We start from the raw sequence: 25,087 nt of genomic DNA on the forward strand, positions 1-25,087 counted from the left end.
GCTGGATTTTGATGACTGCAGCAACGGCGTCGGCACCGTCCACTCCACCCCCGGGACCGGAGGACACCCTCGTCCTTCTGGTGCGCCACGGGGAGACGCCGACGACGGGCACGGTGCTGCCGGGCCGGGCCCCGGGACTGCATCTTTCCGAGCGCGGACGGGTCCAGGCAGTACGGGTCGCGGAACGGCTCGCGGGTCTTGGCGTCGACGCCATCTACTCCTCACCCCTGGAACGCACCCGCGAGACGGCAGAGCCCACGGCAGCCTCCACCGGGCGTGACGTGAACCAGGACGCCGGCCTGATCGAGGGCGACTACGGCGAGTGGACCGGCGTCGCGCTCGCCGACCTGGCGGTCCTGCCGGACTGGCAGGCCGTACGGAACAGCCCGTCAACTTTCCGTTTCCCGAACGGCGAGAGCTTCGCGGAGATGCAGGCGCGGATAGTCGGAGCACTTGAGGTGATGCGCTCCGCCCACGCCGGGGGCGTCGTCGTGTGTTTCTCGCATGCCGACCCGATCAAGGCGGCCGTGGCCCACGCCTTGGGTACTCAGTTGGATCACTTCCAGCGGATCCTCATCAGCCCGGGCTCGGTCTCGGTCATTTCCTACGGCGAGGGTCGGCCCCCTGCAGTCCTCATGGTGAATTCGACCCTGGAACCCTTGAACGGGCTGAGGGCGCCGTGACTCAGGGCGTGTCGACTCAGGGCCCGGTCTACAAGCCCGAAGCCGGGGAACGCCCGCTCTTCGATTTCGACACCGGGCTATACCGCCGGGAAGGCGCGGCCTACCTGTGCAGCGCCTGCTGCGGGCAGGGGTCCTGCCGGTGGACCGCACCGGCATGCGCTACCCGTGGCCGCTCGTGTGAGCGGCCACGGCCCCATGACCTGGACAGCTCGGACGCGGGTTTACAGCCGGGTGGCCCGAACCACGACGTCGTGCAGGGGCGCGCCGTGGCCCCCGCCTCCGCTGGCTGTCCGCGTCTCCACCCGGGCACTGTCGATGCTCCACATGGCAGGGTCGAGGCCTCCGGTGATGTCCGCGAGAGTGACAGTGGCCTCGGCGGGCGGGTGGCTTCCGTGTCCAGTTGCGGCGTGGTCGTGCCGGTGCCCGACGATCAAGAGCGTGCCTCCCGGGGCGACCCAGTCCGCGATGCGCTGGTAGAACGCCAACTGCGGCATCGCGGGGTGGGCGTAATGAGTGGTCACCACGTCAAAACGGCTTTCCGGCTTCCAACTCGTCAGGTCGGCCTCGACCCAGGTCACACCGTTGCGCACGGATTGCTTTGCTGCGCTCTCGGCCGCCTGAGCAAGGGCAGCGGCGGAAATGTCGGCTCCTGTGACCTCCCAGCCGTGAGATGCCAGCCATAGTGCTTCCGCGCCGGTCCCGCATCCGGCATCCAGCGCCCTACCCGGTGCCAGTCCGCCCGCTTCCTGTGCGAGATACGGGTTCGGGCCGCCCGCTCCCAAACCTCCCGGCGCAGCATCGTGGGCCTGTTCCCAGCGCCGTTCCCAATAGCCCTTGCCGAACGTGTGTGCAGTCTGGTCCACGTCGAATCCCTTCCGATTTGATACAAGCTTCAGTGTCGATCGTGCCCAGCGCGTCGGCTAATGTGCAAGCTGCATTGCCAAATGGCAAAATCGGGGGATGACCCACGATGTAGACCACACCCTCAACGCGGTCGGGCCACGGCTCAAGCGTCTCCGGCTCCGCCGGGACGTGACGCTCGTGGACCTGGCGGAACAAACAGGGATCTCCGCCAGCACGCTCTCGCGGCTCGAAGCAGGCCTGAGGCGACCTACCCTCGAGCAGCTGTTGCCGTTGGCCCGAGTCCACGGGGTCACGCTGGACGAGCTCGTGGACGCGCCACCGACCGGGGACCCCCGCGTCAATTTGCGGCCCGTAGCCAGCGCAGACGGGGCGACGATCCTGCCTCTGACTCGCCGGCCGGGCGGCATTCAGGCCTACAAATTCATCCTCCCGGAAGGCAAGGATGAACAGGAGCCGCAGCTACGCACCCACGACGGATACGACTGGGTTTATGTCCTCGACGGGACCTTGCGTCTTGTTCTCGGTGAACACGACCTCATCCTCAAACCTGGCGAGGCCGCAGAGTTCGACACGCGCACGCCGCACTGGTTCGGCGCCACCGGCACCGGTCCCGTCGAATTCCTCAGCCTCATCGGGAAGCAAGGCCAACGCGCGCACATCCGCGCGGCACCCCATCCGGGACGGTGACACAATCCGCTGGATCAGGGGTTCAGGAAGTCGATGCCCTGTTCCATGTTCCGCTGGCGGTCCCGCAAGACCTTCGCCACATCGGGGTTCCGATGCTCCAGGGCGTCCGCGCGCCTGTCGCGGGACCGCCGCCGGCGTTAAGAACCCTCGGCGTTAAGAAAGCGTAAAGGAATCGCACAAAAGCGCCCTTTCGCTCTCGTCTCGGCATAGGTTGAATCGCCGAAGTGTGGGTGCAGTTCAATGTGCTGCGCCGGCCGAACCTTAGGAGACGCAGATGAGCGGTACAGGCCACCAGATCATTCCCGCGGAAGTCCGCAGGCCGGGGCAACCGACCGATACGGGAAACGCTCTGGGGCGGTGGCTGCTCAAGCACCAGGTCCAGCCGGTGATCGGCCCGGAAAGTCCCGAAGACCACGCCGCTCCCCAGGCCTGGTGGAAGGTCATGTGCCTTACCGGTGTTGACTACTTCTCCACGCTGTCCTACCTGCCGGCCATCGCCGCACTCGCAGCCGGTGCGCTGTCGCCGTTGGCCACCCTGCTGATCGTTGCCCTCACGCTCCTGGGAATGCTGCCGATGTACCGCCGGGTGGCCCGGGAAAGCCCGCACGGACAGGGATCGGTTGCCATGCTGGAAAGCCTCCTGCCGTTCTGGCGGGGAAAGATTTTTGTCCTGATCCTCCTGGGTTTCGTGGCAACGTCCTGGATCATCACCATTACGCTTTCGTCGGCTGATGCCACCGTGCACATGCTCGAAAACCCGTATCTCCCGGAATTCCTCGATGGTCAGGCCGTCCTTATCACCGTGGTCCTTTTGCTGATCCTAGGAGGTGTGTTCCTGCTCGGGTTCAGCGAAGCCGTCGTGGTGGCCATTCCGCTCGTGGCACTATTCCTGCTCCTCAATGCCGCGGTCATCATCACCGGCGTGGCGACGGTCATCAGCGATCCCGCCGCCTTGGCCGCCTGGACCGGAGACCTGTCGGCACGCGGCGGTTTCGGGGACATTATCGGCCCCGCCGTCATCGCCTTTCCACTGCTGGTCCTCGGCCTGTCCGGGTTCGAAACCGGCGTCAGCATGATGCCGCTGGTGGCCGCCGAGGGCAGGACGGCTGAGGAACGCCTCACCTCCAGGGTTCGGAACACCCGCAAACTGCTCACTCTGGCTGCTGCCATCATGAGCGTCTACCTCCTCGGCAGCAGCTTCGTCACCACAGTCCTGATCCCGGCGAAGGAATTCGAACCCGGAGGTGAGGCCAGCGGACGCGCCCTGGCCTACTTGGCACACCAACAACTGGGGAATGGCTTCGGTACGGTCTACGACATCAGCAGCATCCTGATTCTATGGTTCGCGGGCGCCTCGGCCATGGCCGGCCTGATCAACATCGTCCCGCGCTACCTCCCCGCCTACGGCATGGCCCCCGAATGGGGACGCGCGGTCCGCCCCGTGGTCCTTGTCTACACGGCGGTCAGCATCCTCATCACCATCGGTTTCAATGCCGATGTCAACGCCCAGGCCGGCGCGTACGCCACCGGCATCCTTGCGATGATGGTCTCCGGATCCATCGCCGTCACAATCTCCGCATTCCGAAGAGGCAACCGACGATCGGGAGCGGGCTTCGCGCTGCTGTCCCTGATCCTGCTCTACGCGCTGGCCGCCAACGTCATCGAGAAACCGGACGGACTGACCATCTCCGCCTTCTTTATCCTGGGAATCATCGCGATCTCCCTGGTTTCCCGCGTCGCACGGACCACGGAACTGCGCGCAGACCTGATCAGGTTTGACGACAACACCCGCCGCTTCATCGCCGATTCCCTGGACTACGACGGCGCGCTGAACCTGATCGCCAACCGCCGCCAAACCGGCGATACCAGGGAGTACGCCGAAAAGGAATACGAGCAACGGGGCCAAAACGCAGTCCCCGGGACCGCTGACGTCATATTCCTCGAAATCGACATCATCGACCCGTCCAACTTCGGCGGGACCCTGGACGTGCGCGGCGTCGAAGTCGACGGCCACCGCATCCTGCGGGTCGAAAGCCCGGCCGCTCCCAACGCCATCGCCGCGATCCTCCTGGCTCTCCGGGACACGGCCGGCGTCATCCCCCACGCGTACTTCGAATGGTCCGAAGGCAACCCCCTCGCCCACCTGATGCGCTATCTCCTCCTGGGCCGCGGCGACACTCCGCCGGTGGTGCGGGAAATCCTGCGGAAGCACGAACCGGATCCTGCTCGCCGCCCACGCATTCACGTGGGGTAGCCGGACAAACCGCAGGCGATGGAGACGGCGTTCCGGATCGCCAGGTCCGCAACGTCCCGCCTTCTTCAAGCGTCGGAGTGCCAGGTGCCCGTTTCCGCGCTGTATACCAGCCAATGGCCACTGACCGGGCCGTCTGCTGTGGGTCGGTGGCTAACCCAGGTGCGGTCCCCCTCCCGCGGCTCCCGCAAAGCCGGCTGATCATCAACACGGTCGACCGTCATCAGGATCTCCCTCCCGGTAGCAAGTGAATTCTGGTCCAAGCCTATAACCAGAAAGACCAGTCTGTCTCCTGCAATAGTGCGGGTGACGAAGGCGATTTCGACGTCGGACTGGAACACGAAGCCGGACATCGAGGCCTCGATCAAGCCCGGACTGTGCAACGCTGGTTGCATGGATCTGGAGGTGTCGCCCGCGCTCACAATTCCCGCGTCTGAAATCCGCTGGCGGTTCTCCCGCTCGTCCGGCCCGGGAGGTCAACACGTCAATACCTCGGACAGCCGAGTCGAGCTCTCGTGGAACGTCAAAAACTCGGCGGCGCTTTCGGACGGCCAACGGCTCATGCTGGTCACGAGACTCGCACGGCGACTTATCGCCGGGGTGATCACAGTGACCGCCGCCGAGCAGCGCTCTCAGTTGCGCAACCGGGAGATCGCCCTGGCGAAACTTTCAGGCCTCCTGGCAGGCGCCATTGCCCCCGAAGCTGCTCCCCGCCGGGCGACCAAACCCACCCGCGGCTCCAATCGTCGGCGCCTTGCCGCAAAGGAACAGCGTGCGGCGACAAAACAGCAACGAAGGCGGCCGTCGCTCGAGTAGCGCCCCGCTCCGAAAGATGTTCGCCATCGGGAGCAGTAGCATGTACATAGCAGCCTATTCAGCTTTGGAATACTTCAGCTAATCGAGGCATTTCGTGAATTAAGCAATATCGATACCGGATTTACTATCTGCGATGAGTGATAACCTAACCGGCATGGTAAAACGAGTAATAACCACGCTTGAAGACGATCTCGACGGTTCCGAAGCGAATGAAACAATCATTTTTTCTATCGATGCTGCCGAATATGAGATTGATCTCAATAATGTCCACGCCGCCGAACTGCGTGAGGCAATGAATAAGTACACCGCCGTTGCGAGAAAGACCACCGGACGCGCCAGGCCGGCGCGACGACCCAGCACCGGCACCAAGGACGCCAAGGCTGTCCGCGCCTGGGCGATTGAGAATGGTATCCCCGTGAATGCCCGGGGCCGAATTCAAGCTGACGTGATGGAGCGCTACGCAGCAGCGCTCTAAAGGAACCCAGGCCATGGCCCTTCACACCGGATGGCGTCATAGCCGGACTGAGGCTTAGCACAATGAATAGACGCAATCAGGACCGGAGGCTACTAATCGGCTTTCGGTCCTGATTCTGTTTAGTCACCTATCCAGGTGGGCATCCCTGACGTTTTGGGGTGTTGCGCCCTGAATGACCCAGCGGTTGCCATCCGGGTTCCCGAAGTAGGCAAACTGGATGCCGCCCATGTCTTGAATTTCACTGATATCGGCACCATCTACATGCGCCCAAGGATACCGCCGTACCGGAAGGCGGCTACGCTCGGCACGCACGACCGTCGGTCGTCACCTATCCTCGGTGGTTGACGCCCGTTCGGCCCCGGGGCGACACTGGCGTAATGAGCGAAGCGGAAAAAGAAACCATTGTCCGTTCGGTCGTCGACCGTCTGTCAGCGCGCTTTCCGGAGGCGGGGCGGACCCACATCGCGCAAATCGTCGGCGAAGAGTACGAGTCACTGGCTGACGGGCGAATCAGGAGCTTCATCCCTACCCTCATAGAGCATGAAGCCAGGGCCCGGCTTCAAAGCGAATTCACACCGGAGCCGTCTCAGTCGGCTCCGTTTCAGTGAAGCGACCTGGGCGGGGATTGGCGCCATGCCCGGAAGAACCGGGTCCGGGCGTCGGCGCCGCGTTCTTGTTCCAGCGCGTGGAGACGGCCATAGGTAAATTCGTTTCCCTCGCCGCCCTCCCGGGACTCCGTGGCAAGTGACCGTAACTTCTCCCGGAGGACGACGCTGTCCTGGTGGTCGCCCAGAATTGTTTGGATTTCTTCAGCGGTGCGGGCAAGCTTGGCTCCCCGCTTTCCGAAAATTGGCAGGGCTGCTTCTGCTGCGTAGCGGAGGCGTTTTGCGCTCTTCCGGACCTCATGTAGCGCTGCGTCGAGAGACGCTTCATCCGGCATCTCGTCCAAGCCTTTCACAGCACGCCGCAGGCGCTTCCGTTCTGCATTGACCAGCCGGGCTATCGTCCCCGGGGCCTCCTTGTCGGCAGGTTCGCCCTGTAGAGGGGAAGCGAGAAAGTCGTCCAGCGCATCAAGAAGCCGAAAGTACCGGTCGCCCGTCATGGCGGCCAGGCCTTCGGTGAGGGCAGCCTCATAAGCTGCCCCGAGCTGGGCCTCGATGTTTTGTTTCACCGGACCAATGATCAGATCCGGCGGTTCGGCGCTGATCAGGTCGTTCAAATGGGTCCGCATGACCTCCAGATCCCGTGCCGCACCCACCGCCCCGGCCAGCCATTTGAGTTCTCCTCGCAGAAACTGTGTGGTTCCCTTATCCGTCAGCTTGCGGAAGCTTGCGAGTACGGACCGCATCCGGCGTGCTGCCACGCGGAGCTGGTGTATAGCGTCCCGCGCTCCCTCCCGCACCCCCGGGTCATGCGCCTTCAGGGCCTCGACCTGTGCATGCATGTACCAAAGCAGCACCGCCGAGGCGTCGCCCTTGCGCCGAGGCTCGGGTGCCGGGTTGGTGCCAGCTGGATATCGGGCACCAAGCGCCCGTGCCAGCTTCGAGGGCAGCTCCGCAGGCAGGTGGCCGGCCTGGGCGAACACCATACCGGCGGCATCCAGAAGTTTCCGGCGCCCGTCGATCAGTTCGATCTCCCATTCCCGCCAGGAGGCATTGTCAACCGGTTCGAGGAGGATCCGGGATTCCACCCGATCGTCGCTAAATTCGGCCAGGACCGTTCCGTCGGCTGCGACCAGGGGAATAGCCGTACGTCGGGTTGTCAGGTGTGCCACCGCAACCAGTTCCTGGTTTCGGGTATGGGCCAGGACCAGTTGCTTCAACCGTAAGGGCACTGAGTCCAGTTCCCTGTTCAACGGCTCCTTGATTTCGCGCCGTTCGCCCGCGGCCACCGGCAGTTTCAGATGCCATCCGGCATCCTTGCCGCCCGTGCGCCGGCGCAAAGTAATCCGGCGGGCCGCAAGCGCTAATGTCGCGGTGTCAAAATACACTGCATCGAGAGTCTGATCCGATGGCGTTCCCGCGTGGTCCACTCCGGCAATCGTCGTCAATGCCGGCAGCGCAACGGACCATCCGACGTCGAACTTTCGTTCCACTTCCAAATTCTCCGTCCCGGGCATGCTTCATGGTAGGCCGGGATCTGTCGCCTGGCGTTGTGCCTAAAGGCCCCTTATGAACCGAAGCCGGGGAAGCGATCCCATCTTTCCGTGAGGACTGAGCCCCTATGTGAGGAGTGAGGCGATCAGGCCCTCGATGCGGGTCCTGATTTCATCGCGGATGGGGCGGACGGCGTCCACGCCCTGGCCCGCCGGATCTTCCAGGACCCAGTCTTCGTAACGCTTGCCGGGGAAGTACTGGCATTCGTCGCCGCAGCCCATGGTGATCACCACGTCGGATTCCTTTACGGCCTCGGTGGTGAGGACCTTGGGGATTTCGGCGGACATGTCGATGCCGAGTTCGGCCATGGCTTCGACGGCGGCCGGGTTGACCTTGTCAGCCGGCTGGGACCCTGCGGAGCGGACCTCGATCCCGCCCTTGGCCAAGGTGGTCAGGAACGCCGCGGCCATCTGGGAGCGGCCGGCGTTATGGACGCAGACAAAGAGGACGGATGGTTTCTTGGCGGTTTCGGTGCTCACGGGGTTTCTCCTGAAGTTAGTTGGTACAGCCATGGATTCATGATTCGTAGTAGTCAGGCGGCGCGCACTCGGGGTGCCAGGTCGTTGACACGATGGGCGATGTCCGCGAAGGCATCCTCAAAAGCCTCAGCGGTGCCCAGGCGCAGCGGGTCCCGCACTGACCAGTGGACACCGCGAAGGCCCGTCAGCTCCTCATGGGCGTTGTCGCAGACCGTCACGATGAAGTCCCCCTCCCCAGCCACCAGGTCCAACCTGCGCGGGGTTCGGTCTTCGAGGTCCATGCCATGACGGCGGGCAACGTCGATGGCGCCTTCCGCGATACGTTCCGCGGGGTGCGTTCCGGCCGACGTTGAGGGGACTTCGCTGACCTGCTGCCAGAGCGCGGCGGCCAGCTGGGACCGGGCGCTATTGCGCGTGCAGACGAACAGGACGCGGCGGGCTCCGTGTTCCGCCGCTGGCACCAGACCTTCCAAGGCGCCGGCCGCAAGCCGGACATAGCTGCGGCGCCGGTCGGCTTCTGAGCGGTGGCGGATGGTCAGCCCGGTCGTTGCCAGGGTTCGCAAATGGTGGGACAGCAGGTTCGAGGGCATCCCCAGTTCGGCCTGCAGTTCCATCGGGGAAAAGTCCCCCAACGTCAGCAGATCAACGATGCGCAGCCGGGCGGGATCGGCCAGGGCAGCGTACTTGGCCACCCTCGCCTGAAAAGGGCTTTTTCCCTCAATATTCATTGATTCAATTTTGACTGAGTTAATTCTTTCGGTCAAGCTGTTTGGTATGACCATGACCTCCAACCAGCCGCCGCTCTGGCGCCGCGCCGTGGCCGAACTCCTCGGCACCAGCCTGCTCGTGACGATCGTCGTCGGCTCCGGAATCGCCGCACAGAAACTTTCCCCCGGCGACGTTGGGCTACAGCTGCTCCAGAACAGCACCGCCACCGTGTTGGGCCTGACCGTCCTGATCCTGGTGCTCGGGCCCGTGAGCGGTGCGCATTTCAATCCGGCGGTGTCCCTTGCCGACTGGATCCTGGCCCGACGCAGCGGCACCGGATTAAGCCTGCCGGAGCTCGGTACCTATGTCGTGGCGCAGACGGTGGGTGCGGTCAGCGGCAGTATGGTCGCGAACGCAATGTTCGAGGTGGGCACATCCATCTCCGCCAAGGAGCGGGCAACCCCCGGACACCTGATGGGTGAGGTCGTAGCGACCGCCGGGCTGATCCTGCTGATCTTCGCACTGGCGGCGACCAAAAGGGGCGCCCTGGCCGCACCGGCGGTGGGCGCTTACATCGGCGCCGCGTACTGGTTCACGTCCTCGACGTCGTTCGCCAACCCGGCCGTGACAGTCGGGCGCATCTTCAGTGACACCTTCGCCGGCATCGCACCGGCGTCCGTTCCCGGCTTCATCATTGCGCAGCTTATCGGCGCGGCGATTGGCCTTGGCCTCCTCGCCGCCCTGTTCCCCTCAGCAGCCACCACCGCGGACGACGTCGTCCTGCCGCACGCATCCAGGGCGGCCGGCTCGTAGCAGTCCGGCACCGCAGGCAGGCAAACGTCCTGGCGTACTAGGCTTCGCTTGTGATCTCCAAGGCTGCCCCGGGTCCGACGTCGGACGCAGAACGGCGCGTCAGGCTGGCCGCTGTGGCGGGCATGATCGGCGCAGTCCTTTTCGTGGCCGTGTTCACCATCTACGGGTGGCTGTGCCCGGGATACTCTCCCACGAGGATGTTCGTCAGCGAGCTTTCCCTCGGCCCCTATGGCTGGCTCCAGATCCTGAACTTCCTCCTGACCGGCGCCTTGATGCTGATATTCGGCGTCGGCCTCGCTGCACACTTCACCACAGGTGCCGCGTCCCGAGCCGGCCCCGCACTGATACAGGGCATCGGAGTGAGTCTGATGGCCTCGGGACCGTTCACCACCGACCCGTCGGCGATGTTCGGCCAAACCAGCGCCGGAGGGATCGTGCACGGCATCTTCGGCGCGCTGGTCTTCGCCTTCGCGCCGATCAGTTGCTTCGTGTTCTACCGGCGCTTCCGCCGTGAGCCGTTCTGGCAGCCACTGGCGGGATGGACGCTGGCCATCGGCATCGTCCTCGCCGTCGGGCTTGTGGTGCTCAAGATCAGCCAGCAGGCCGAGAGCGGACTGTTCGAGTGGAAAGGTCTGGTGCAGCGCGTCCTACTGATCGCGATGATGGCGTGGCTCTTCACCGTTGCCTCCCGCCTGCACAGCCACCACCGGAGCAGGACGCCCGCCCGTCGAGCGGTTCCCTAGGACCAGATGCCCAAGCTCCGCCTGGATCGGTGCCGATGCCGCCGCTGATCACCTGACTCACACCGCTTTCCAAGTAGGCTGAATCCACACATGACGGACAGGAGGCTGAGTTGGCAGAGATCACTGTGGCTGCGGTAATGGCCGAGCTGGACGCGCTTGAGGACCCGAGGGCACGCGAGGTGAACGAGAGACACGGTGACGATCACGGCGTGAATCTCAGCAAACTGCGCGGGATCGCGAAGCGGCTGAAGACGCAGCAGGAACTCGCACGCCAGCTCTGGCAGACGGAGAACACCGCGGCGAGGCTGCTGGCGATCCTGATCTGCCGCCCCAAGGCGTTCGACCGTGACGAGTTGGACGCCATGCTGCGCGCGGCGCGCACTCCCAAGGTGCACGACTGGCTTGTGAACTACGTCGTGAAGAAGAGCCCGCACTCCGAAGAGCTTCGACTGGTCTGGTCCGCCGATCCGGATCCAGTAGTCGCGAGTGCCGGCTGGGCGCTGACCACCGAACTGGTGGCGAAGAAGCTCGAGGGCCTGGACCTCGCAGGACTGCTCGACGTCATCGAGGCGGAGATGAAAGAAGCCCCGGATCGACTGCAGTGGGCGATGAACCACTGCTTGGCCCAGATCGGGATTGAGCATGCGGAACTTCGCGCTCGTGCAATCAGAATCGGTGAACGCCTGGAAGTGCTCAAGGACTACCCGACTCCCCCAAACTGCACGTCTCCGTTCGCACCCATCTGGATTACGGAGATAGTGCGCCGACGACAGGATACGTAGGAGCGCGGTACGGGGAATCAGTGAGCGTTTACAGGTTCGCCTCGGCATACACTCGCAGTGCATCCCGGACGAAAGCAGCTCCCGACTCGCCGCCATAATTTGCGCTGAACCGCGGATCGGCAACGTACATCTCGCCGAGACCGAGCACATAGCCCTTCACGTCGCCGCCCGGCGCTGCCGCCGGGGTCCCGGGGATGCCCCGGAGCCATTCCACCTGCCGCCGGGCGAGGTCCTGCGCCTCGTCGCTGCCGGGGGCAAGCCCCTTGCCGGCCGCTCGAATCCAGTCGCTTCCGAGCTGCTGCGAGCGCTGCTTCCATGCCGTCTTTTCCGCGCCATCCATTCCACGCCACCAGGCATCGCTGCTGGCGTAGGCATCTTTGCCCCAGCGTTCTTCCACTTCCTCCTTGTACTGAGTGTGGTCAAAGCCGTCGAACATGTTCTCTGCCATAAGTTCTGCACCTTCTTTTACTGCCTCGATAGTGTTCTGGACGGACATGATCTGCCGGTTCAGCCGGTCCTGCTCCTGTCGAAGCCACTTCAGGTGACTGCTCAAGGCCGTGGCGGCGTCCGACTCGTTGCCGAGCACTTCGGCGATTCCGGACAGCCCAAGGCCCAGTTCCCGCAGCAACAGGATTCGCTGAAGCTGAACGAGAGACTGCTGGTCGTAGTGCCGGTATCCGTTGTGGGCGATCCGGCTCGGCTTTAGCAGGCCGATCTCGTCATAGTGCCGCAGCGTCCGGCTTGTGGTGCCCGCGATCCTGGCGATCTCTTGGATCGACCAGTCCATCTGTTGCTCCTTCCGCGCCAGTGTCCGTCCAATAATCCGACTCTAAAGGTTGACGCTGCGGCAAGGTCAAGAACCGGTTCGACTCCGGGAAGAACGGGGTCGGGTTTTGCGCGAGAGGAGCCTCGCGGACAGGACGACCAGGACGGTCGTTACAGCTCCGGACAGGAGCACCTCGTCGAACGAGAGCCCGTCGATGTTCGGCTGCAGCTCCTCCTCGGTGGCCCAACCGAACCACACCTCGCTGGTGAACAGCCCGATGCCGAAGCACGCGACCACCGCGAACGCCATGGTCCACAGCCGGTGCACCGCTATCCTGCCGACGGCCAACCCGGCGACTACGCCAAACCCAAGGGACAGGGCAAGGAGCAACGCCAAGCCCTGAAGTCCCAGATCCCACTGCACAACGCCGCCTCCCTTCGCCCAGGTCCGTCTCACTCAATCGTCGGCCCGGCACACCCGCCCGAATAGGGGCGGAATGCCCGGGGGTCCCTCCCGCCACGGAATCCGTGACAGTTGGAGGGAAAGTTGGCGGGCTAGTATGTACCCGTGCACGTCCGAGCCAATGAATGGCACCCCTCAGGCAACGTTTCCGAGCAGGCACCTGGCGTCTTTTTCGTCGAAGGACCAGCGTCCAACTGGATCGTGGTTGGCGACGAAACCGGCTTCATGCTCATTGACAGCGGATATCCCGCCGACCGCGCGCTGGTCCTAGGGTCCATCCGCCACCTGGGCTTGCATCCAGCCGACGCCCGGGCGGTGCTGATCACCCACGGCCATGTCGACCACACCGGCTCCGCGGCCTACTTCTCCGAAACATACGGAACGCCGGTCCTGTGCGCCCCGGAAGAACTGGCCCACGTCCAGGGGCGGGAAAAGCACCAGGTCACATTCGGTCAGGTCATCCTCCGGGCCTGGCGGCCCCGCGTCTTCCGCTGGATGGTCCATGCCATCAAGGCAGGATCCCTGACGGCAAAACCTGCAACCAACGCCGAGGCCTGGAACACCGAGAGGCTCCGGAGCCTGCCCGGCAGCCCTGAAGCGATCGTGCTCCCGGGCAACACCCCGGGCAATGCCTCGGTCCTTCTTCCCGAAGCAGAAGTGATCGCCGTAGGTGACTCCTTTGTGAGCGGGCATCCTCTCAGCCGTAGAACCGGACCCCAGATGCTCCACCGGATGTATCACACAGAACCCACAGCGGCGCTGGAGGCGACTCACCTACTGGACGGCGTTAACGCCTCTGTCATACTTCCCGGCCACGGACCGGCACTCCACATGCCCCTTATCGAAGCGCTGACGGCGTTGCGGCACTAGGACACCGGGCCATGTCTCGCATCTTCATCACCGGCTCGACCGACGGGCTCGGCCTCGCCACCGCAAGGACTCTCTTGAATGAAGGCCACGAGGTCTTGCTGCACGCCCGTTCCAAGGAACGCGCCGCCGTCCTCGATGAAATCGCCCCGCAAGCGGCCGGCGTCGTCATTGGTGACCTCAGCAGCGCCGCCGAAACGCGGAGCGTCGCCGATCAGGTCAACGCGCACGGGCGGATGGACGCCGTCGTCCATAACGCCGGCGTCTACCTCTCGTCGGGGCGCGACACGACCCCGGAGGGACACTCTTACACCCTCGCGGTGAACGTTCTCGCCCCCTACATCCTCACCGCCCTGATCGACAGGCCCGGCCGCCTGGTATACGTCAGCAGCGGCATGCACCACGGGGCCGCCGGCAACCTGCAGGACATTGACTGGACCGAACGACGCTGGAGTGCCAGCACCGCCTATTCCGAGAGCAAACTCCACGTTTCCGCGCTCTCCGCCTCGGTGGCCCGCCACTGGCCCGCGGTGCTCAGCAACGCCGTTGACCCCGGCTGGGTACCCACCAAAATGGGCGGCTCCGGCGCCCCTGACGACCTGGCCGAGGGCCACAAAACCCAGGCCTGGCTCGCCGTCAGCAATGACCCCGCCGCCCTGGTCTCCGGAAGTTACTGGTATCACCGCCGGCAGCGGCCGCCAGCGCCGGAAGTTACCGACGCGACGTTCCAGGACAGGCTCACCGACAAACTCGCCGAACTCACCGGCATCACGCTTTTCTGAAGCGCAGCGGCGGCCATGTCCGCAGCAGGCGCTTTTCTGAAGCGCAGCGGCGGCCATGTCCGCAGCAGTCAGATGTCAGTAAACTGGGACGCATGACCGAGCAGGAACCTGCCCCGTTCAGGGCGGCTGTGGCTCCCGACGGCGTGGACACGTCCTTGCGCAGCCCGGAACAGCGGTCCCGCACGTTCGCCGGGATCCTGGCGAACACCGCCCTGGCCAACATCACCACCAGCTACCTCTGGTTCGCCCTGACGTTCTGGGTGTATCTGGAGACGCGCAACGTGATCGCTACCGGCGTGATCGGCGGCGCGTACATGCTGTTGATCGCCCTTTCCAGCATCAGCTTCGGCACCTTCGTTGACCGCTACCGCAAGCTGGCCGTGATGCGTTTCGCAGCCGGCTTCACCCTGGTGATGTTCATACTGTCCGGGGTAATGTTCCTGCTAACACCCGCCACCTGGCTGCTGGACCTGACGCAGCCGTGGTTCTGGCTCTTCACCCTGATCATCCTGGTCGGCGCGGTGGTGGAAAACATGCGCAACATCGCCCTCTCCACCACGGTCACCATCCTCATCGAGCCGGATCGGCGTGCGAACGCCAACGGGCTGGTAGGCATGGTACAGGGACTGATGTTCATCGTCACGTCGGTGCTTTCCGGTCTGTCGGTCGGCCTGCTGGGCATGGGCTGGACGATCGCGGTCGCCTTGGCACTCACGGCGCTGGCATTCGCGCACCTGGTCACGCTGCGTATGCCCGAGGAGGTGCGCGCTGCTGCCACGGACGCACACGGCGGTTTCGACCTGCGGGGTTCCCTCGCCGCCGTGCTGGCCATTTCCGGGCTGTTCGCGCTCATCCTGTTTTCGACGTTCAACAACTTCATCGGCGGCGTTTACATGGCGCTGATGGATCCCTACGGCCTCGAAATGTTCCCCGTGGAGCTTTGGGGGACGTACTTCGCGCTGGGTGCCACAGGATTCATCGTCGGTGGCGCGCTGATCGGAAAGTTTGGACTCGGGTCGAATCCGCTGCGTTCCATGCTCATCGCCGTGATCCTGATGGGCGTACTCGGTGCGGTGTTTACGCTGCGGGAGTGGGCATGGCTCTACATCGCGGGCATCTGGCTATACCTGGTCCTGGTACCTTTTGTGGAGGCCGCGGAGCAGACGGTCATCCAGCAAGTGGTGCCCCTGCACCGTCAAGGCCGGGTGTTCGGATTCGCCATGGCGTTCGAGTCTGCAGCAGCGCCAATCACCGCATTCCTCATCGCGCCAATAGCCCAGGTCTGGATCATCCCTTACGCGCGGTCCGCTGACGGCGCCGCCCAACTGGCCCCGCTGTTGGGCGAGGGCACTTCCCGCGGCATCGCGCTGGTGTTCCTGGTCGCCGGGATTACCATGATCGCGGCCGCGCTGCTGGCGTTCCTGACCCCGGTCTACCGCCGGGTCTCGGCGTCGTATGCGGGTGCGGAAACGTCCGCCACCCCGTGGACGGCGCCGTCAGCCTGAAATCAGGTCCGCGTGCTGCACCGCGACGACGTTCGGGTGGGCCCGAAGCCGGTAGCGAAGGGCGTTGTCCCCGTACGTTTCCAGAATCGGGCTGTTCGTCGGGTCAACCGACAGGCCGCGCGCTTTGACCTGAAACTCAGGGCTCACCGCGAGCTGGGGCATCTTCGCATCCAGCGCCGGGTTATAGAAGAAGGGTAGGGAGATCCTATCGGTGCCGCGAGGCGGCGAGATCACGCGATGCAGGGTCGCCTTGAGGTAACCGTTCGTGGCCAGCTCCAGCATCTCGCCGATGTTGACTACGAAGGCTCCGGGCACCTGAGGTGCGTCGATCCATGTCCCCTGGTACTCGACCTGGAGGCCACCCTTGCCAGGTTCCACCAGAAGGAGCGTCAGCACCCCGCCGTCGCGGTGGGAGCCCACCCCCTGCCCGGGTTCCTCGTGGGATGACCCCGGATAACGCACAACCTTGAGCACCGGGAAAGCCCGTGCGGCGAATGCGTCATCAAAGGCGTCTTCGGGCGCCCCGAGGGACACCGCCAGGGCCCGCAGGAGAGTCAACGAGACGGCACTCAGCCGCTCCATCCACTCGGCGGCGATCCCCCGCATTTCAGGCAGCGCCGCCGGCCACAGGTTGGGCCCTTCGAGGCGCCAATAGTCCGCGACGCCCGGACCCGGCGCCACCGCGGGGCGTTCAACTCCGATGTCGATCTGCTCGCGCCAGTCGACGGCGCCGTCGGTGAGTTCGCCGCCGACGCGGGTGTAGCCACGGAACTGGGGGCTGTGGACATTCTCAATGTGGAGCTTCTGTTCTTCCGGCAATTCGAAGAAGCGGCGGGACACGTCCAGCATGGCGTCCGTGAGCTCCGGCGGGATGCCGTGGCCGGCCAGGTACAGGAAACCGACCTCATGCAGGGCGTTGCGCAGCTCGTCACGGAAGTGGGCAGCCTCCTCCGCGCCCGCGTTCAATCGGGAGAAGTCGACTACGGGCAGTGTTTCGAGTGGCAACGTCTCGAGTCCTTTTCAGCGAACTGGCAACCCCGCGCAATTATCTGCTTCCATGGTACGGCCGGGCCACTGCGTTGGGCAGGCTAGTGACGAATATCTGCGTCCTGACCGGGTTGCTAGAGGTAGTCGCCGGCCCGTTCGCGGGCGATTTCCAGCAGGGTTGAGTGGAACGCCACCTCAGCAGGAGCGTAGACCTTGTCCTCACGCTGCGCCAGCAGTACCCGCCGCAGCGGGGCGGCGGAACCCAGGCTCAGCACCTTTACGTCAGGATGCTGGAGCGCCACGGCGGTCTTGGGCACCATGGCCACACCCATTCCCACGCTGACCATGGCCTGGGCCTCCTGGTAGTCGTTGGCCAGGAAAGCAATTTCCGGCTCGAATCCGGCGTCGTGGGCGGAACGCTGCAGAACCTCCACTACCGGGTGGGCCTCCGCACGCACGATCCAGGACTCGTTGCGCAGGTCCTCCATGCTGACCTGCTCGCGGTCGGCGAGCGGGTGGCTGCGGGCCACCAGGATCACTGTGCTTTCCCGGAAGACCTCTGTTACGCGGACGGAATCGTCCCGGAAGGGGTTCCAGGGGTAGTCCCAGAGCAGGCACAGCCCTGTGACCCCGGAGTGCAGATCCGCCACGAGTTCATCAAAACGTGCGCTGCGCAAGGAAAGCCCGATGGCCGGGTAGCGCTTCTTGAACGTCCGGATGACGAGGGGCAGGAAGGACCCGGCCAGGGTTGGGAAGGTTCCCACGGTCAGTGACCCGCGTTTCAGGCCGGCGATCTGGTCCAGGTCTGACCGGGCTGCCCGCATCTGCCAGACGATCTTTCGGGCGTGGCCGGCCAGCACCTGGCCGGCCTCGGTGGGCACCACACCGCGGGAGCGGCGATTGAGCAGAGGCTGCCCCACCTCCTGTTCAAGCTTGCGCAGTTGCTGTGAGACGGCCGAGGGCGTGTACATCATCAGCTCGGCCGCGGCCGTGATGGATCCCTGCTCCACTACCTCAAGCAGCAACGCAAGCCGCCTTATGTCGAACAAATCCTGCTTCTCATCATTAAGCAACGCTTCACCCTTCTGCAAACTTGGTTCATTCCCTGCCGGGAGACGACTTCAACCCGCGATATCGGTGGCAGTCTCCGGGACGCGGGCTGAAAACAGTGCGAATAATCCCTTGGGCTCTCCATGAATTAAGTAACTCTACATCCCCCCTCGAAAATCCAACATTGTCTAAAATTGTGATCTGGCTCAATCTCTTTTCAGGCCCTCATCCAAATCTGAGGCACGAGGAGAAGTGGGAACCACCATGAAGATCGAAGCGCAATGGATGCGCGGAGGCACCAGCAAGTGCTGGGTGTTCGAAGCAGAGCACCTTCAGGAGGGCGGCACCAGCCTGGACTTGCTGCTGCCGCGGCTGTTCGGCAGTCCCGACCCCCGCCAGATCGACGGCGTAGGCGGGGCCACCTCGACCACCAGCAAAGCCGTGATCCTGCACCGGCCGGTCGGCGACGACGTCGACGTCGAGTACACCTTCGCCCAGGTGGGCATCGAAGAGGCCGCCGTGGACTGGGGCAGCAACTGCGGGAACGGCTCAGCCGTTGTGGGCCTGTACGCCATCGAGAAGGGATGGGTGCTCCCCAGCGGAGACGTCACCCGGATCGTCACCCGCAACACCAACACGAACCAGATCATCGTCCAGCGCGTGGCCACCCCCGGTGGTTCACTGGCCAGCGTTCCGGACGCGCGGATGCCCGGCGTGCCGTTCCCCGGCCACCCTGTGGGGCTCGGTTTCCAGGACCCCGCCGGCAAAACCACAGGTGCGTTGCTGCCCACCGGCGCGGCCACCGACACCATCACCGCGGGGGGAACCCGCTGGACAGTTTCCATGGTCGACGCCGGAGCGCCCGTGGTGATTGTCCGCGCCGAGGAACTGGGCCTGGACCAGGCCCGGTACGACAGCTGGGGCGCCAGCCTGGAGCTACAGCTGGACACCCTGGAGCAGATCCGGCGTCAGGCGGCGGTGCGGATGGGGCTGGCTCGCTCCACCGCTGAAGCGGCACGGGCCATCCCCAAACTCGCCATCGCCGCCGCCCCCGCGGCCACGGATCAGACCTGCGACGTCAACGTCATGATGCTCTCCATGGGCAAGCCCCACCCGGCGCTGGCCATCACCGGCAGCATCGCACTGACTTTGGCGGCCCGCACCCCCGGCACCTTGATGCACGGCATCACGGGTGACGCTCCGGGGAGCACGCTCCGGCTCCGCACCCCTGCCGGAGTGATCGAGACGTGGAGTCAGGAGCATAACGGGACGCTCCTGGTCGGCGTCGACCGCACAGCCCGCACCATCGCCACCACCATCATCCATCTCCCCGAGGTTCCCGGCAGCGCCGTCGCCGCCTTCCTCGCGGGAGCCACTCGCTGAGGAGACCACCATGACCAAGACTGAGAACCGCGCCGCCGCCGCTGCGGCCGAGACCCGGGACAAGGGTCCCAAGCGTCCAACCCGTCGCCGTATCCTACTGGTGGCGGTGGCCGCCGGTTTCGCGATCCTGGCGTTGATTGCCCTCCTGCTGGGGGGTGACATGTTCAGCCCGGCTGCCACCTCGGAACCGGAGCACACCATGACAGCAGTCCAGATCATCCCGCTCGTCATCCTCGTCGTCATGTTCGTCGTCGCCACGAAATGGCCGCTGAACATCGGGGTAATGGGGCTGGTCGCCTCCTTCGGCGTCGGCTACTTCATGCTTGGAATGACCGACAAGGAAATCCTCAAGGACTTCCCTGCCAGCATCGTCCTGACGATCATCGGAGTCACCTACTTCTTCAGCATGGCCCAGCGCAACGGCACCATCGACATCATCGTCCAGTCCTGCGTGCGCCTCGTCAGGGGCAAGACAATGCTGCTCCCCTGGGTCTTCTTCCTGATCGCTGCCGCGCTGACGTCACTGGGCACCTTCTCGCCGGCCGCCGTCGCACTGCTGGCACCGGCAGCCATCGGGTTTGCCTACGAGTCCCGCATCCATCCTGTCCTGATGGGTGCCTTCATCATCAACGGAGCCCACGCCGGCGGTTTTTCCCCGCTGTCCGTGGCCGGTGTGCTGGTGCACGACATCGCCCTTAAGAACGGCTTTCCCATCTCCCAGGGCGCACTCTTCACTGCCAGCTTCGCCCTGAACCTCATTCTTTCCGCCCTGACCATCGTCCTGTTCGCTCTGATCGGCCGTCTCCGCGACGGAATAGGCGGCCAGCAGGCCGACGTCGACACCGCCCGAACCATCCGGCCTCGCGGACAGCAGATCCTCACCCTGGCCCTGATCGCTGTCATGCTGCTGTGCACCCTTGGCTTCCACATGCCGATCGGCTTCGTCGCTCTCTCCGCCGGGCTCCTGCTGGCACTGGTCAACATCAAGGAACACCGGACCTTCATCGGCGGCGTCTCCTGGTCCACCGTCCTGCTGGTGGCCGGCATGATCACCTACGTCTCACTGCTCCAGCATGTAGGCGTCATCGACACGCTCGCCGAGCAGGCCCTGGCGCTGGGCGCACCACTGCTGGTCGCACTGGTCCTCTGCTACGTCATCGGCGTCGGCTCAGCCTTCGCGTCCTCCACGGCATTGCTGACCGCGTTCATTCCGCTGGCCGGTCCGCTGCTGGCCACCAGTTCGCTGAGCGCTTCCGGAACTGTCGCGGCGCTTGCCATCGCTGCCACCGTGGTGGATGTCTCTCCGTTCTCCACCGACGGTGCGCTGGTTGTCGCCAACGCCCGGGAGGACGACCGGCAGCGCGTCTACAAGCAACTGATGGCCTATGCAGGCGGAGTAGTGCTGGTGGCCCCGGCCCTGGCCTGGGTCCTGCTGGTACCCACCGGCATCATGTGACAGGCCCCGCACCTCATCCAACGGCCTGGGCGACGCCGATGAGGGAAATCTGCCTGTCCCGCATACCGCCGGACTCAGCATCCGGCACGCGTGCTGCCGTTCCCGCACTTCATCGCAACAGGTAGCCCGAAAGACGGGCGCGGGAACTGCGCAGCACGCAAAGGAGGCGGGGTGACCACGAGGTCGCCCCGCCTCCACTTTCCGGATCCCCGACAACTGAACCAGAGCTGGCCACTATCGTTCCGGAAAACCACACCGTAGTAGAACCAGACGAGGTGCCCAGGGTCAGTTCCAGCTGAAATCGATTTAGGCCTGGGTAGTCTTCAGCCGTGGAAACAGCGCCTCGGAGTTGTTGCGGTCTATCGCAGCGCGCAGGATGGGGCTAAGCGGGTAGTTCTCGTACTGCGCATTCAGTAACCCGACCGCCATCGACGGGGCGAAGGGAAAGTCAGTGCCGTACGTGATGCGGCCAGGGTCAGCGACCTCGAGCAGGCTGGGTAGCGCGGACGGGCTCGCGGACAGGGCGACGTCGTAGTAAAACCGCCGCAGGATTGATTGCTTCTCGTCTATCAACGCTGCCAACGCGCTGAGGGCAAGCCCTTTGTCGTTGAGCATCGTGAGCAGGATCCTGAAGGCGATGTACGGCACGAACCCGCCCGCGTGGGCCAGGAGGAACTTGATTCCCGAGTACTTCTCCATCGCACCGGACAGGATCAAGCTGATAGCGGTGCGGGTAGTGTCGAGCAAGAAATCCGCGGCGAAGGCGGGGATGCCCGGCACCGCCGGAGCGGGGAGCTCGCCAGGGTGAATGAACACTACGGCGTGCCGGTGGTGCAGGAACTCCAGCAGAGGCACGAAGTCCGGATCGCCGAGGTAGCGGCCCTCGTTGTTGGCCAGCAACACGATGCCGTCCGCATGCAGGCTGTCCAAGGCGTATTGCGCCTCCGCCAGGGCGCCTTCCACGTCCGGCAGCGTAAGTGTCGCGAAGAACCCGAATCGTTCCGGCCGGCTGGCTACGACCTCTGCGCTGTACTCATTGACCTCCCGTGCCCATCGCCGCGCCTCCAGAGCATCCCCAAGGTAGACACCGGGTGTGGACAGGGACAGGATGGCCGTCTGCACATCGTGGCTGTCCATGAACTTCAACGCGGAGTGCTCCGACCAGGACGGCAGGCGCAAACCCCCCGGGCGGATGCCCTTCCCGTTGAGCCAACGCGCATACGCAGGCGGAACGATGTGCTGGTGAGTATCAATGCGGTGCGGCCGACTCATCCAGATCCCCTGCCCAACGTACTCTGTGCGCCGACCCAAGCCCTTCAAAAATCAGCAGATGCCAACAATCTACTCGCTGTCCTCAGGTCCGGCTCTTGTATAAGGGATTTATCTTCCTAGGAGACTTTCGCGTGCCATATTCTGGGCACGCCAGCCTGCGGCCGAAGGTGAACAAGGCGGAAAGCAGGACACAAGACGTTTGGAAGGGACCAGCCATGCTGATCTGCGCAACCTGCGCCGTCGAACGCGACGAACCGGCCCCGGAGCTCTGCCCGATCTGCACCGATGAGCGGCAATACGTGCCCGAGGAAGGACAAAGGTGGCTCACGCTGGACGCGCTGGCGCAGGAGGGCCAGCAGATATCGCTGAAGGAGAATGAGCCGGGACTCATCGGGATCAGGACGGAGCCAAAGGTCGGGATCGGCCAGACCGCCCAGCTTGTGGTGACACCCCAGGGTTCGCTGCTATGGGATCCGGTCGGATATGTCGACGACAACGCTGTGAAGGCGGTCCTCGAGCGGGGCCCGGTCCTGGCGGTCGCCGCCAGCCATCCCCACATGTTCGGTGTGCAGGTCGAATGGTCGCATCGGCTCGGTGGCGTCCCTGTGCTTGTGGCAGTTGCAGACCGGCAATGGCTGGGCCGCACCCATCCGATCATCGAATACTGGTCCGGCAGCCACACCATCGCCGAAGGTTTGGCACTCCACCAGACCGGGGGGCACTTCCCGGGCAGCGCGGTGGTGCACTGGGCTGCAGGAGCGGGCGGCCGGGGAGTTCTGCTGAGCGGTGACAGTGTGTATCCGAATCCGGACCGTCGCTCCATCGCTTTCATGCGCAGCTACCCGAATCATTTGCCGCTTTCCGGTGCGGTGGCCTTGCGAATCGCGGCGCAACTGGAAGAACTTGAGTTCGACCGCATCTACGGCAACTTCAACAATGCAATCGCGTCCGGAGCCAAGGCCGTTCTGCACGATGCAGCCCAACGGCACGCCGCCTGGGCGCGAGGCGACTTCGACTACCTGACCTGAGCGTCCATTTCCCCGTGAGCTCCAGTTTGGTGTCGAGTCGAGGGTCATGCTCCCCCTTACAGTAAGTAGGGTGAGCAGCAGAATCAGCACGTACGAGGCATGGCAGCGGCTCCTTGAGGGCAACGAGCGTTTCGTTGCGGGAGCTTCGCTGCACCCTAACCAGAACGCCTCCCGGCGCAGCGAGCTGGTGAACACCCAAAATCCGTTCGCAGTCATCTTTGGCTGCGCGGACTCCCGCCTCGCCGCGGAGATCATCTTCGACGTCGGTCTGGGGGACGTTTTCGTGGTGCGCACAGCCGGACACGTGATCGACGACGCCGTTCTCGGCTCGCTAGAGTACGCGGTCTCGGTCCTCCATGTCCCGCTGATTGTTGTTCTCGGGCACGACAATTGCGGAGCAGTCACGGCCGCGAAGGAAGCCGTCGAAACCGGGGAGTCGCCCCAGGGCCACATCCGCGACCTGGTAGAACGGATCACACCGTCGGTGCTGAGGTCGATGCGCGAGGACAAGACGGAGGTCAACGACATGGTTGTCGAGCACGTCAAGCAGACCGTCCGCCGGCTGCTGGACAGTTCACGGATGATCTTCGACGCAGTGGACAACTACTCCGCCGCGGTGGTCGGCGTCGCGTACCGGCTGGAAGAGGGCCGGGCGCAGCTCGTCTCCACGGCCGGCGTCCTCTAAAGCCGGCGAGGCCTGCACCTCCCGTGCCCGGCTTGGCCCGCGTCATGCGACGCTTTCCAGCAGCCCGCCCGGGACGGCACGCCGTCGAAATACCCGCCCTTAGAGAAAGCAGCGGCTCCGCACCGTCCCGCGCGCCAAGGGCACGGACCGCCCCCACCACGATGGTGTGGTCGCCGCCGTCGGACTCCTGGTGCAGTTCGCAGTCCACCCAGGCGAGGGCCTGATCCAGCACCGGATTGCCCAGCGGGTGACGCCGAGCTTTCAAGGCCGGTAGACCAAACCAACCACCCGCCCTGCACCGCGTTCAACCGGGGCTGAAACGCACCGACGCGCAACGCAACCTTGCTTCACGGCCAGAAGCCAAGGTAACGAACGAGGACGTGATCCGACGTCCAGGGGAAACGGAACCGACGTGCATTGCTGGCCCGGGGACTCGGGCCCGGCGTATCGTGGACATCGACGGATTGAGGGTGAGCGGGGGCCGCGTCGTATGGCCAACGATGGTGAACGCAACGAAGCGCAGACGGGAAGCGTGGCGCTTGTGACAGGCGCGAGCCGAGGCGTAGGCCGGGGCGTCGCGCTGGGCCTTTTGTCGGCGGGCTTTCGTGTGTACGGCACGGGGCGCTCAATCGACCAGGCGGATCTGCCGAGGGAGGTTCGGCGAGTACGCTGCGACCATCTCAACGACGAGGACACCGCCCATGTCTTTGAAGTGATACGGTCCGAATGCCGCGCCCTCGACCTCGTCGTCAACTGCGCCTGGGGCGGCTACGAGAAGATGGTCGAAGGCGGTGCGTTTACGTGGACTGTGCCGTTTTGGGAGCAGCCGATGCACCGCTGGAGCGGCATGATGGACGCCGGCGTCCGCGCGGCCTATGTTTGTTCGGCGCACGCGGCGCGCATGATGACGCCGCGGCACCGCGGCCTGATAGTCAACATCAGCTTCTGGGCCGCGCAGCGTCACCTCGGCAACACTATCTACGGCATCGCAAAGGCGGCGACGGACAAGATGACGTCCGACATGGCGGTCGAGCTGAAGCCGTTCGACATTCCGGTGATCGCGCTCTACCCCGGCCTGGTTCGAACCGAGGCGGTTCTGGCGGCGGCGGAACGTGGCGCGTTCGATCTCTCGACCAGCGAAAGCCCCGAGTTCATCGGCCGCGTGATCAATGCACTGTTCCGCGACCCGAACCTGATGTCGCGCACCGGCCGGGTGCTCGTCGCCGCCGCTGCTGCGAAGGAGTTCGGCGTACTGGACATCGATGGAAGTTCGCCGCCAGTGCTGACTCTTGCGGACATCTGATTCGGTGACTGGACTGGACTGGGTTGATAGCCCCAGCCCTCCCCCGCGGACCAACTCCTCGATCTTGCGATCCGATGCTGCGTG

At 64.5% G+C, this 25,087-nt stretch carries 26 protein-coding genes and 1 pseudogene; 17 read left to right on the forward strand and 10 right to left on the reverse strand.

Annotated features, from left to right (window positions below; all coding sequences use genetic code 11):
* Window positions 1-11: 11 nt before the first annotated feature.
* On the forward strand, window positions 12-683 hold the full coding sequence (locus tag ASF98_RS20915; RefSeq protein ID WP_055806232.1) for an MSMEG_4193 family putative phosphomutase: 672 nt from the start codon (window positions 12-14) through the stop codon (window positions 681-683).
* A 221-nt stretch (window positions 684-904) separates the two neighbouring features.
* On the opposite strand, the gene ASF98_RS20920 is transcribed toward ASF98_RS20915, so the two are convergent.
* Window positions 905-1,546 carry a class I SAM-dependent methyltransferase gene (locus ASF98_RS20920; RefSeq protein WP_055806235.1) on the reverse strand — a complete coding sequence of 214 codons (642 nt, stop codon included), beginning with the start codon at window positions 1,544-1,546 and terminating at the stop codon, window positions 905-907.
* A 97-nt stretch (window positions 1,547-1,643) separates the two neighbouring features.
* On the opposite strand from ASF98_RS20920, the gene ASF98_RS20925 reads away from it, so the two are divergent.
* The 5 genes from ASF98_RS20925 to ASF98_RS20950 all read left to right on the forward strand — a co-directional run bounded on the left by ASF98_RS20925 (window position 1,644) and on the right by ASF98_RS20950 (window position 6,384).
* Complete coding sequence (locus ASF98_RS20925; RefSeq protein ID WP_055806238.1) at window positions 1,644-2,234, forward strand: helix-turn-helix domain-containing protein; 591 nt, start codon at window positions 1,644-1,646, stop codon at window positions 2,232-2,234.
* Between the two features lie 274 nt (window positions 2,235-2,508).
* Window positions 2,509-4,488: an APC family permease gene (locus ASF98_RS20930; protein ID WP_055806241.1), complete on the forward strand. Its 1,980-nt coding sequence runs from the start codon at window positions 2,509-2,511 to the stop codon at window positions 4,486-4,488.
* 390 nt (window positions 4,489-4,878) lie between these two features.
* Complete coding sequence (arfB, locus tag ASF98_RS20940; protein ID WP_055806248.1) at window positions 4,879-5,301, forward strand: alternative ribosome rescue aminoacyl-tRNA hydrolase ArfB; 423 nt, start codon at window positions 4,879-4,881, stop codon at window positions 5,299-5,301.
* A 133-nt stretch (window positions 5,302-5,434) separates the two neighbouring features.
* The gene (locus ASF98_RS20945) at window positions 5,435-5,776 is read left to right on the forward strand and encodes a histone-like nucleoid-structuring protein Lsr2 (protein WP_235506105.1); all 342 of its coding nucleotides are present in this window, start codon (window positions 5,435-5,437) and stop codon (window positions 5,774-5,776) included.
* 377 nt (window positions 5,777-6,153) lie between these two features.
* Entirely contained in the window at window positions 6,154-6,384 is a 231-nt protein-coding gene (locus ASF98_RS20950) for a three-helix bundle dimerization domain-containing protein (protein WP_055806253.1), read from the forward strand.
* Here ASF98_RS20950 and ASF98_RS20955 read toward each other — a convergent pair.
* From ASF98_RS20955 to ASF98_RS20965, 3 genes are all read right to left on the reverse strand, one after another.
* A complete protein-coding gene (locus ASF98_RS20955; RefSeq protein ID WP_162242346.1) occupies window positions 6,378-7,871 on the reverse strand; it encodes a CYTH and CHAD domain-containing protein in 1,494 nt (497 codons plus the stop codon). The two genes, ASF98_RS20950 and ASF98_RS20955, sit on opposite strands and share 7 nt — an antisense overlap.
* 126 nt (window positions 7,872-7,997) lie before the next feature.
* On the reverse strand, window positions 7,998-8,411 hold the full coding sequence (locus ASF98_RS20960; protein ID WP_055806260.1) for an arsenate reductase ArsC: 414 nt from the start codon (window positions 8,409-8,411) through the stop codon (window positions 7,998-8,000).
* 53 nt (window positions 8,412-8,464) lie between these two features.
* Window positions 8,465-9,139: an arsenate reductase/protein-tyrosine-phosphatase family protein gene (locus ASF98_RS20965; protein ID WP_055806264.1), complete on the reverse strand. Its 675-nt coding sequence runs from the start codon at window positions 9,137-9,139 to the stop codon at window positions 8,465-8,467.
* 52 nt (window positions 9,140-9,191) lie between these two features.
* On the opposite strand from ASF98_RS20965, the gene ASF98_RS20970 reads away from it, so the two are divergent.
* The 3 genes from ASF98_RS20970 (at window position 9,192) to ASF98_RS20980 (ending at window position 11,457) form a co-directional block, all read left to right on the forward strand.
* On the forward strand, window positions 9,192-9,932 hold the full coding sequence (locus ASF98_RS20970; protein WP_055806687.1) for an aquaporin: 741 nt from the start codon (window positions 9,192-9,194) through the stop codon (window positions 9,930-9,932).
* A 50-nt stretch (window positions 9,933-9,982) separates the two neighbouring features.
* Window positions 9,983-10,675, forward strand: a complete 693-nt coding sequence (locus ASF98_RS20975; protein WP_055806267.1) for a DUF998 domain-containing protein — start codon at window positions 9,983-9,985, stop codon at window positions 10,673-10,675.
* Window positions 10,676-10,812: 137 nt separating this feature from the next.
* Window positions 10,813-11,457: a DNA alkylation repair protein gene (locus tag ASF98_RS20980; protein WP_055806690.1), complete on the forward strand. Its 645-nt coding sequence runs from the start codon at window positions 10,813-10,815 to the stop codon at window positions 11,455-11,457.
* A 28-nt stretch (window positions 11,458-11,485) separates the two neighbouring features.
* Here ASF98_RS20980 and ASF98_RS20985 read toward each other — a convergent pair whose 3' ends face one another.
* Window positions 11,486-12,244, reverse strand: coding sequence for a MerR family transcriptional regulator (locus tag ASF98_RS20985; RefSeq protein ID WP_055806271.1), 759 nt, complete (start codon window positions 12,242-12,244; stop codon window positions 11,486-11,488).
* 66 nt (window positions 12,245-12,310) lie between these two features.
* Complete coding sequence (locus ASF98_RS20990; protein ID WP_235506107.1) at window positions 12,311-12,646, reverse strand: hypothetical protein; 336 nt, start codon at window positions 12,644-12,646, stop codon at window positions 12,311-12,313.
* A 144-nt stretch (window positions 12,647-12,790) separates the two neighbouring features.
* Between ASF98_RS20990 and ASF98_RS20995 the strand changes: the two genes are divergently transcribed.
* The 3 genes from ASF98_RS20995 to ASF98_RS21005 all read left to right on the forward strand — a co-directional run bounded on the left by ASF98_RS20995 (window position 12,791) and on the right by ASF98_RS21005 (window position 15,839).
* Window positions 12,791-13,555 carry an MBL fold metallo-hydrolase gene (locus ASF98_RS20995; RefSeq protein ID WP_055806276.1) on the forward strand — a complete coding sequence of 255 codons (765 nt, stop codon included), beginning with the start codon at window positions 12,791-12,793 and terminating at the stop codon, window positions 13,553-13,555.
* Between the two features lie 11 nt (window positions 13,556-13,566).
* Window positions 13,567-14,334, forward strand: a complete 768-nt coding sequence (locus ASF98_RS21000; RefSeq protein WP_055806279.1) for an SDR family NAD(P)-dependent oxidoreductase — start codon at window positions 13,567-13,569, stop codon at window positions 14,332-14,334.
* A 92-nt stretch (window positions 14,335-14,426) separates the two neighbouring features.
* Window positions 14,427-15,839 (forward strand): MFS transporter, encoded by a 1,413-nt coding sequence (locus ASF98_RS21005; RefSeq protein WP_055806282.1) that lies wholly within the window; start codon window positions 14,427-14,429, stop codon window positions 15,837-15,839.
* On the opposite strand, the gene ASF98_RS21010 is transcribed toward ASF98_RS21005, so the two are convergent.
* On the reverse strand, window positions 15,831-16,844 hold the full coding sequence (locus ASF98_RS21010; RefSeq protein ID WP_055806285.1) for an isopenicillin N synthase family dioxygenase: 1,014 nt from the start codon (window positions 16,842-16,844) through the stop codon (window positions 15,831-15,833). The genes ASF98_RS21005 and ASF98_RS21010 overlap by 9 nt on opposite strands.
* 116 nt (window positions 16,845-16,960) lie before the next feature.
* Window positions 16,961-17,899 (reverse strand): LysR family transcriptional regulator, encoded by a 939-nt coding sequence (locus tag ASF98_RS21015; RefSeq protein ID WP_055806694.1) that lies wholly within the window; start codon window positions 17,897-17,899, stop codon window positions 16,961-16,963.
* A 241-nt stretch (window positions 17,900-18,140) separates the two neighbouring features.
* Here ASF98_RS21015 and ASF98_RS21020 point away from each other — a divergent pair, with 241 nt between their 5' ends.
* Window positions 18,141-19,259, forward strand: coding sequence for a PrpF domain-containing protein (locus ASF98_RS21020; RefSeq protein WP_055806697.1), 1,119 nt, complete (start codon window positions 18,141-18,143; stop codon window positions 19,257-19,259).
* Window positions 19,260-19,269: 10 nt separating this feature from the next.
* Complete coding sequence (locus tag ASF98_RS21025) at window positions 19,270-20,715, forward strand: SLC13 family permease (protein WP_055806287.1); 1,446 nt, start codon at window positions 19,270-19,272, stop codon at window positions 20,713-20,715.
* A 306-nt stretch (window positions 20,716-21,021) separates the two neighbouring features.
* Here ASF98_RS21025 and ASF98_RS21030 read toward each other — a convergent pair whose 3' ends face one another.
* A complete protein-coding gene (locus tag ASF98_RS21030) occupies window positions 21,022-21,987 on the reverse strand; it encodes an amidohydrolase family protein (RefSeq protein WP_055806700.1) in 966 nt (321 codons plus the stop codon).
* 215 nt (window positions 21,988-22,202) lie between these two features.
* On the opposite strand from ASF98_RS21030, the gene ASF98_RS21035 reads away from it, so the two are divergent.
* Together ASF98_RS21035 and ASF98_RS21040 are read left to right on the forward strand one after the other, a co-directional pair.
* Window positions 22,203-23,015: an MBL fold metallo-hydrolase gene (locus ASF98_RS21035; RefSeq protein WP_055806289.1), complete on the forward strand. Its 813-nt coding sequence runs from the start codon at window positions 22,203-22,205 to the stop codon at window positions 23,013-23,015.
* 46 nt (window positions 23,016-23,061) lie between these two features.
* The gene (locus tag ASF98_RS21040; RefSeq protein WP_200939419.1) at window positions 23,062-23,700 is read left to right on the forward strand and encodes a carbonic anhydrase; all 639 of its coding nucleotides are present in this window, start codon (window positions 23,062-23,064) and stop codon (window positions 23,698-23,700) included.
* A gap of 160 nt (window positions 23,701-23,860) precedes the next feature.
* Here the strand turns inward: ASF98_RS21040 and ASF98_RS25100 are convergent.
* Window positions 23,861-23,932 (reverse strand): annotated as a pseudogene (locus ASF98_RS25100) (flavin reductase family protein); the annotation flags it as partial.
* A gap of 258 nt (window positions 23,933-24,190) precedes the next feature.
* Here ASF98_RS25100 and ASF98_RS21045 point away from each other — a divergent pair.
* Window positions 24,191-25,003: an SDR family NAD(P)-dependent oxidoreductase gene (locus ASF98_RS21045; RefSeq protein WP_055806295.1), complete on the forward strand. Its 813-nt coding sequence runs from the start codon at window positions 24,191-24,193 to the stop codon at window positions 25,001-25,003.
* The last annotated feature ends 84 nt before the right edge of the window (window positions 25,004-25,087 follow it).

Origin of the sequence: Arthrobacter sp. Leaf337, from assembly GCF_001423745.1 — a bacterium.
Taxonomy (GTDB): Bacteria; Actinomycetota; Actinomycetes; order Actinomycetales; family Micrococcaceae; genus Arthrobacter.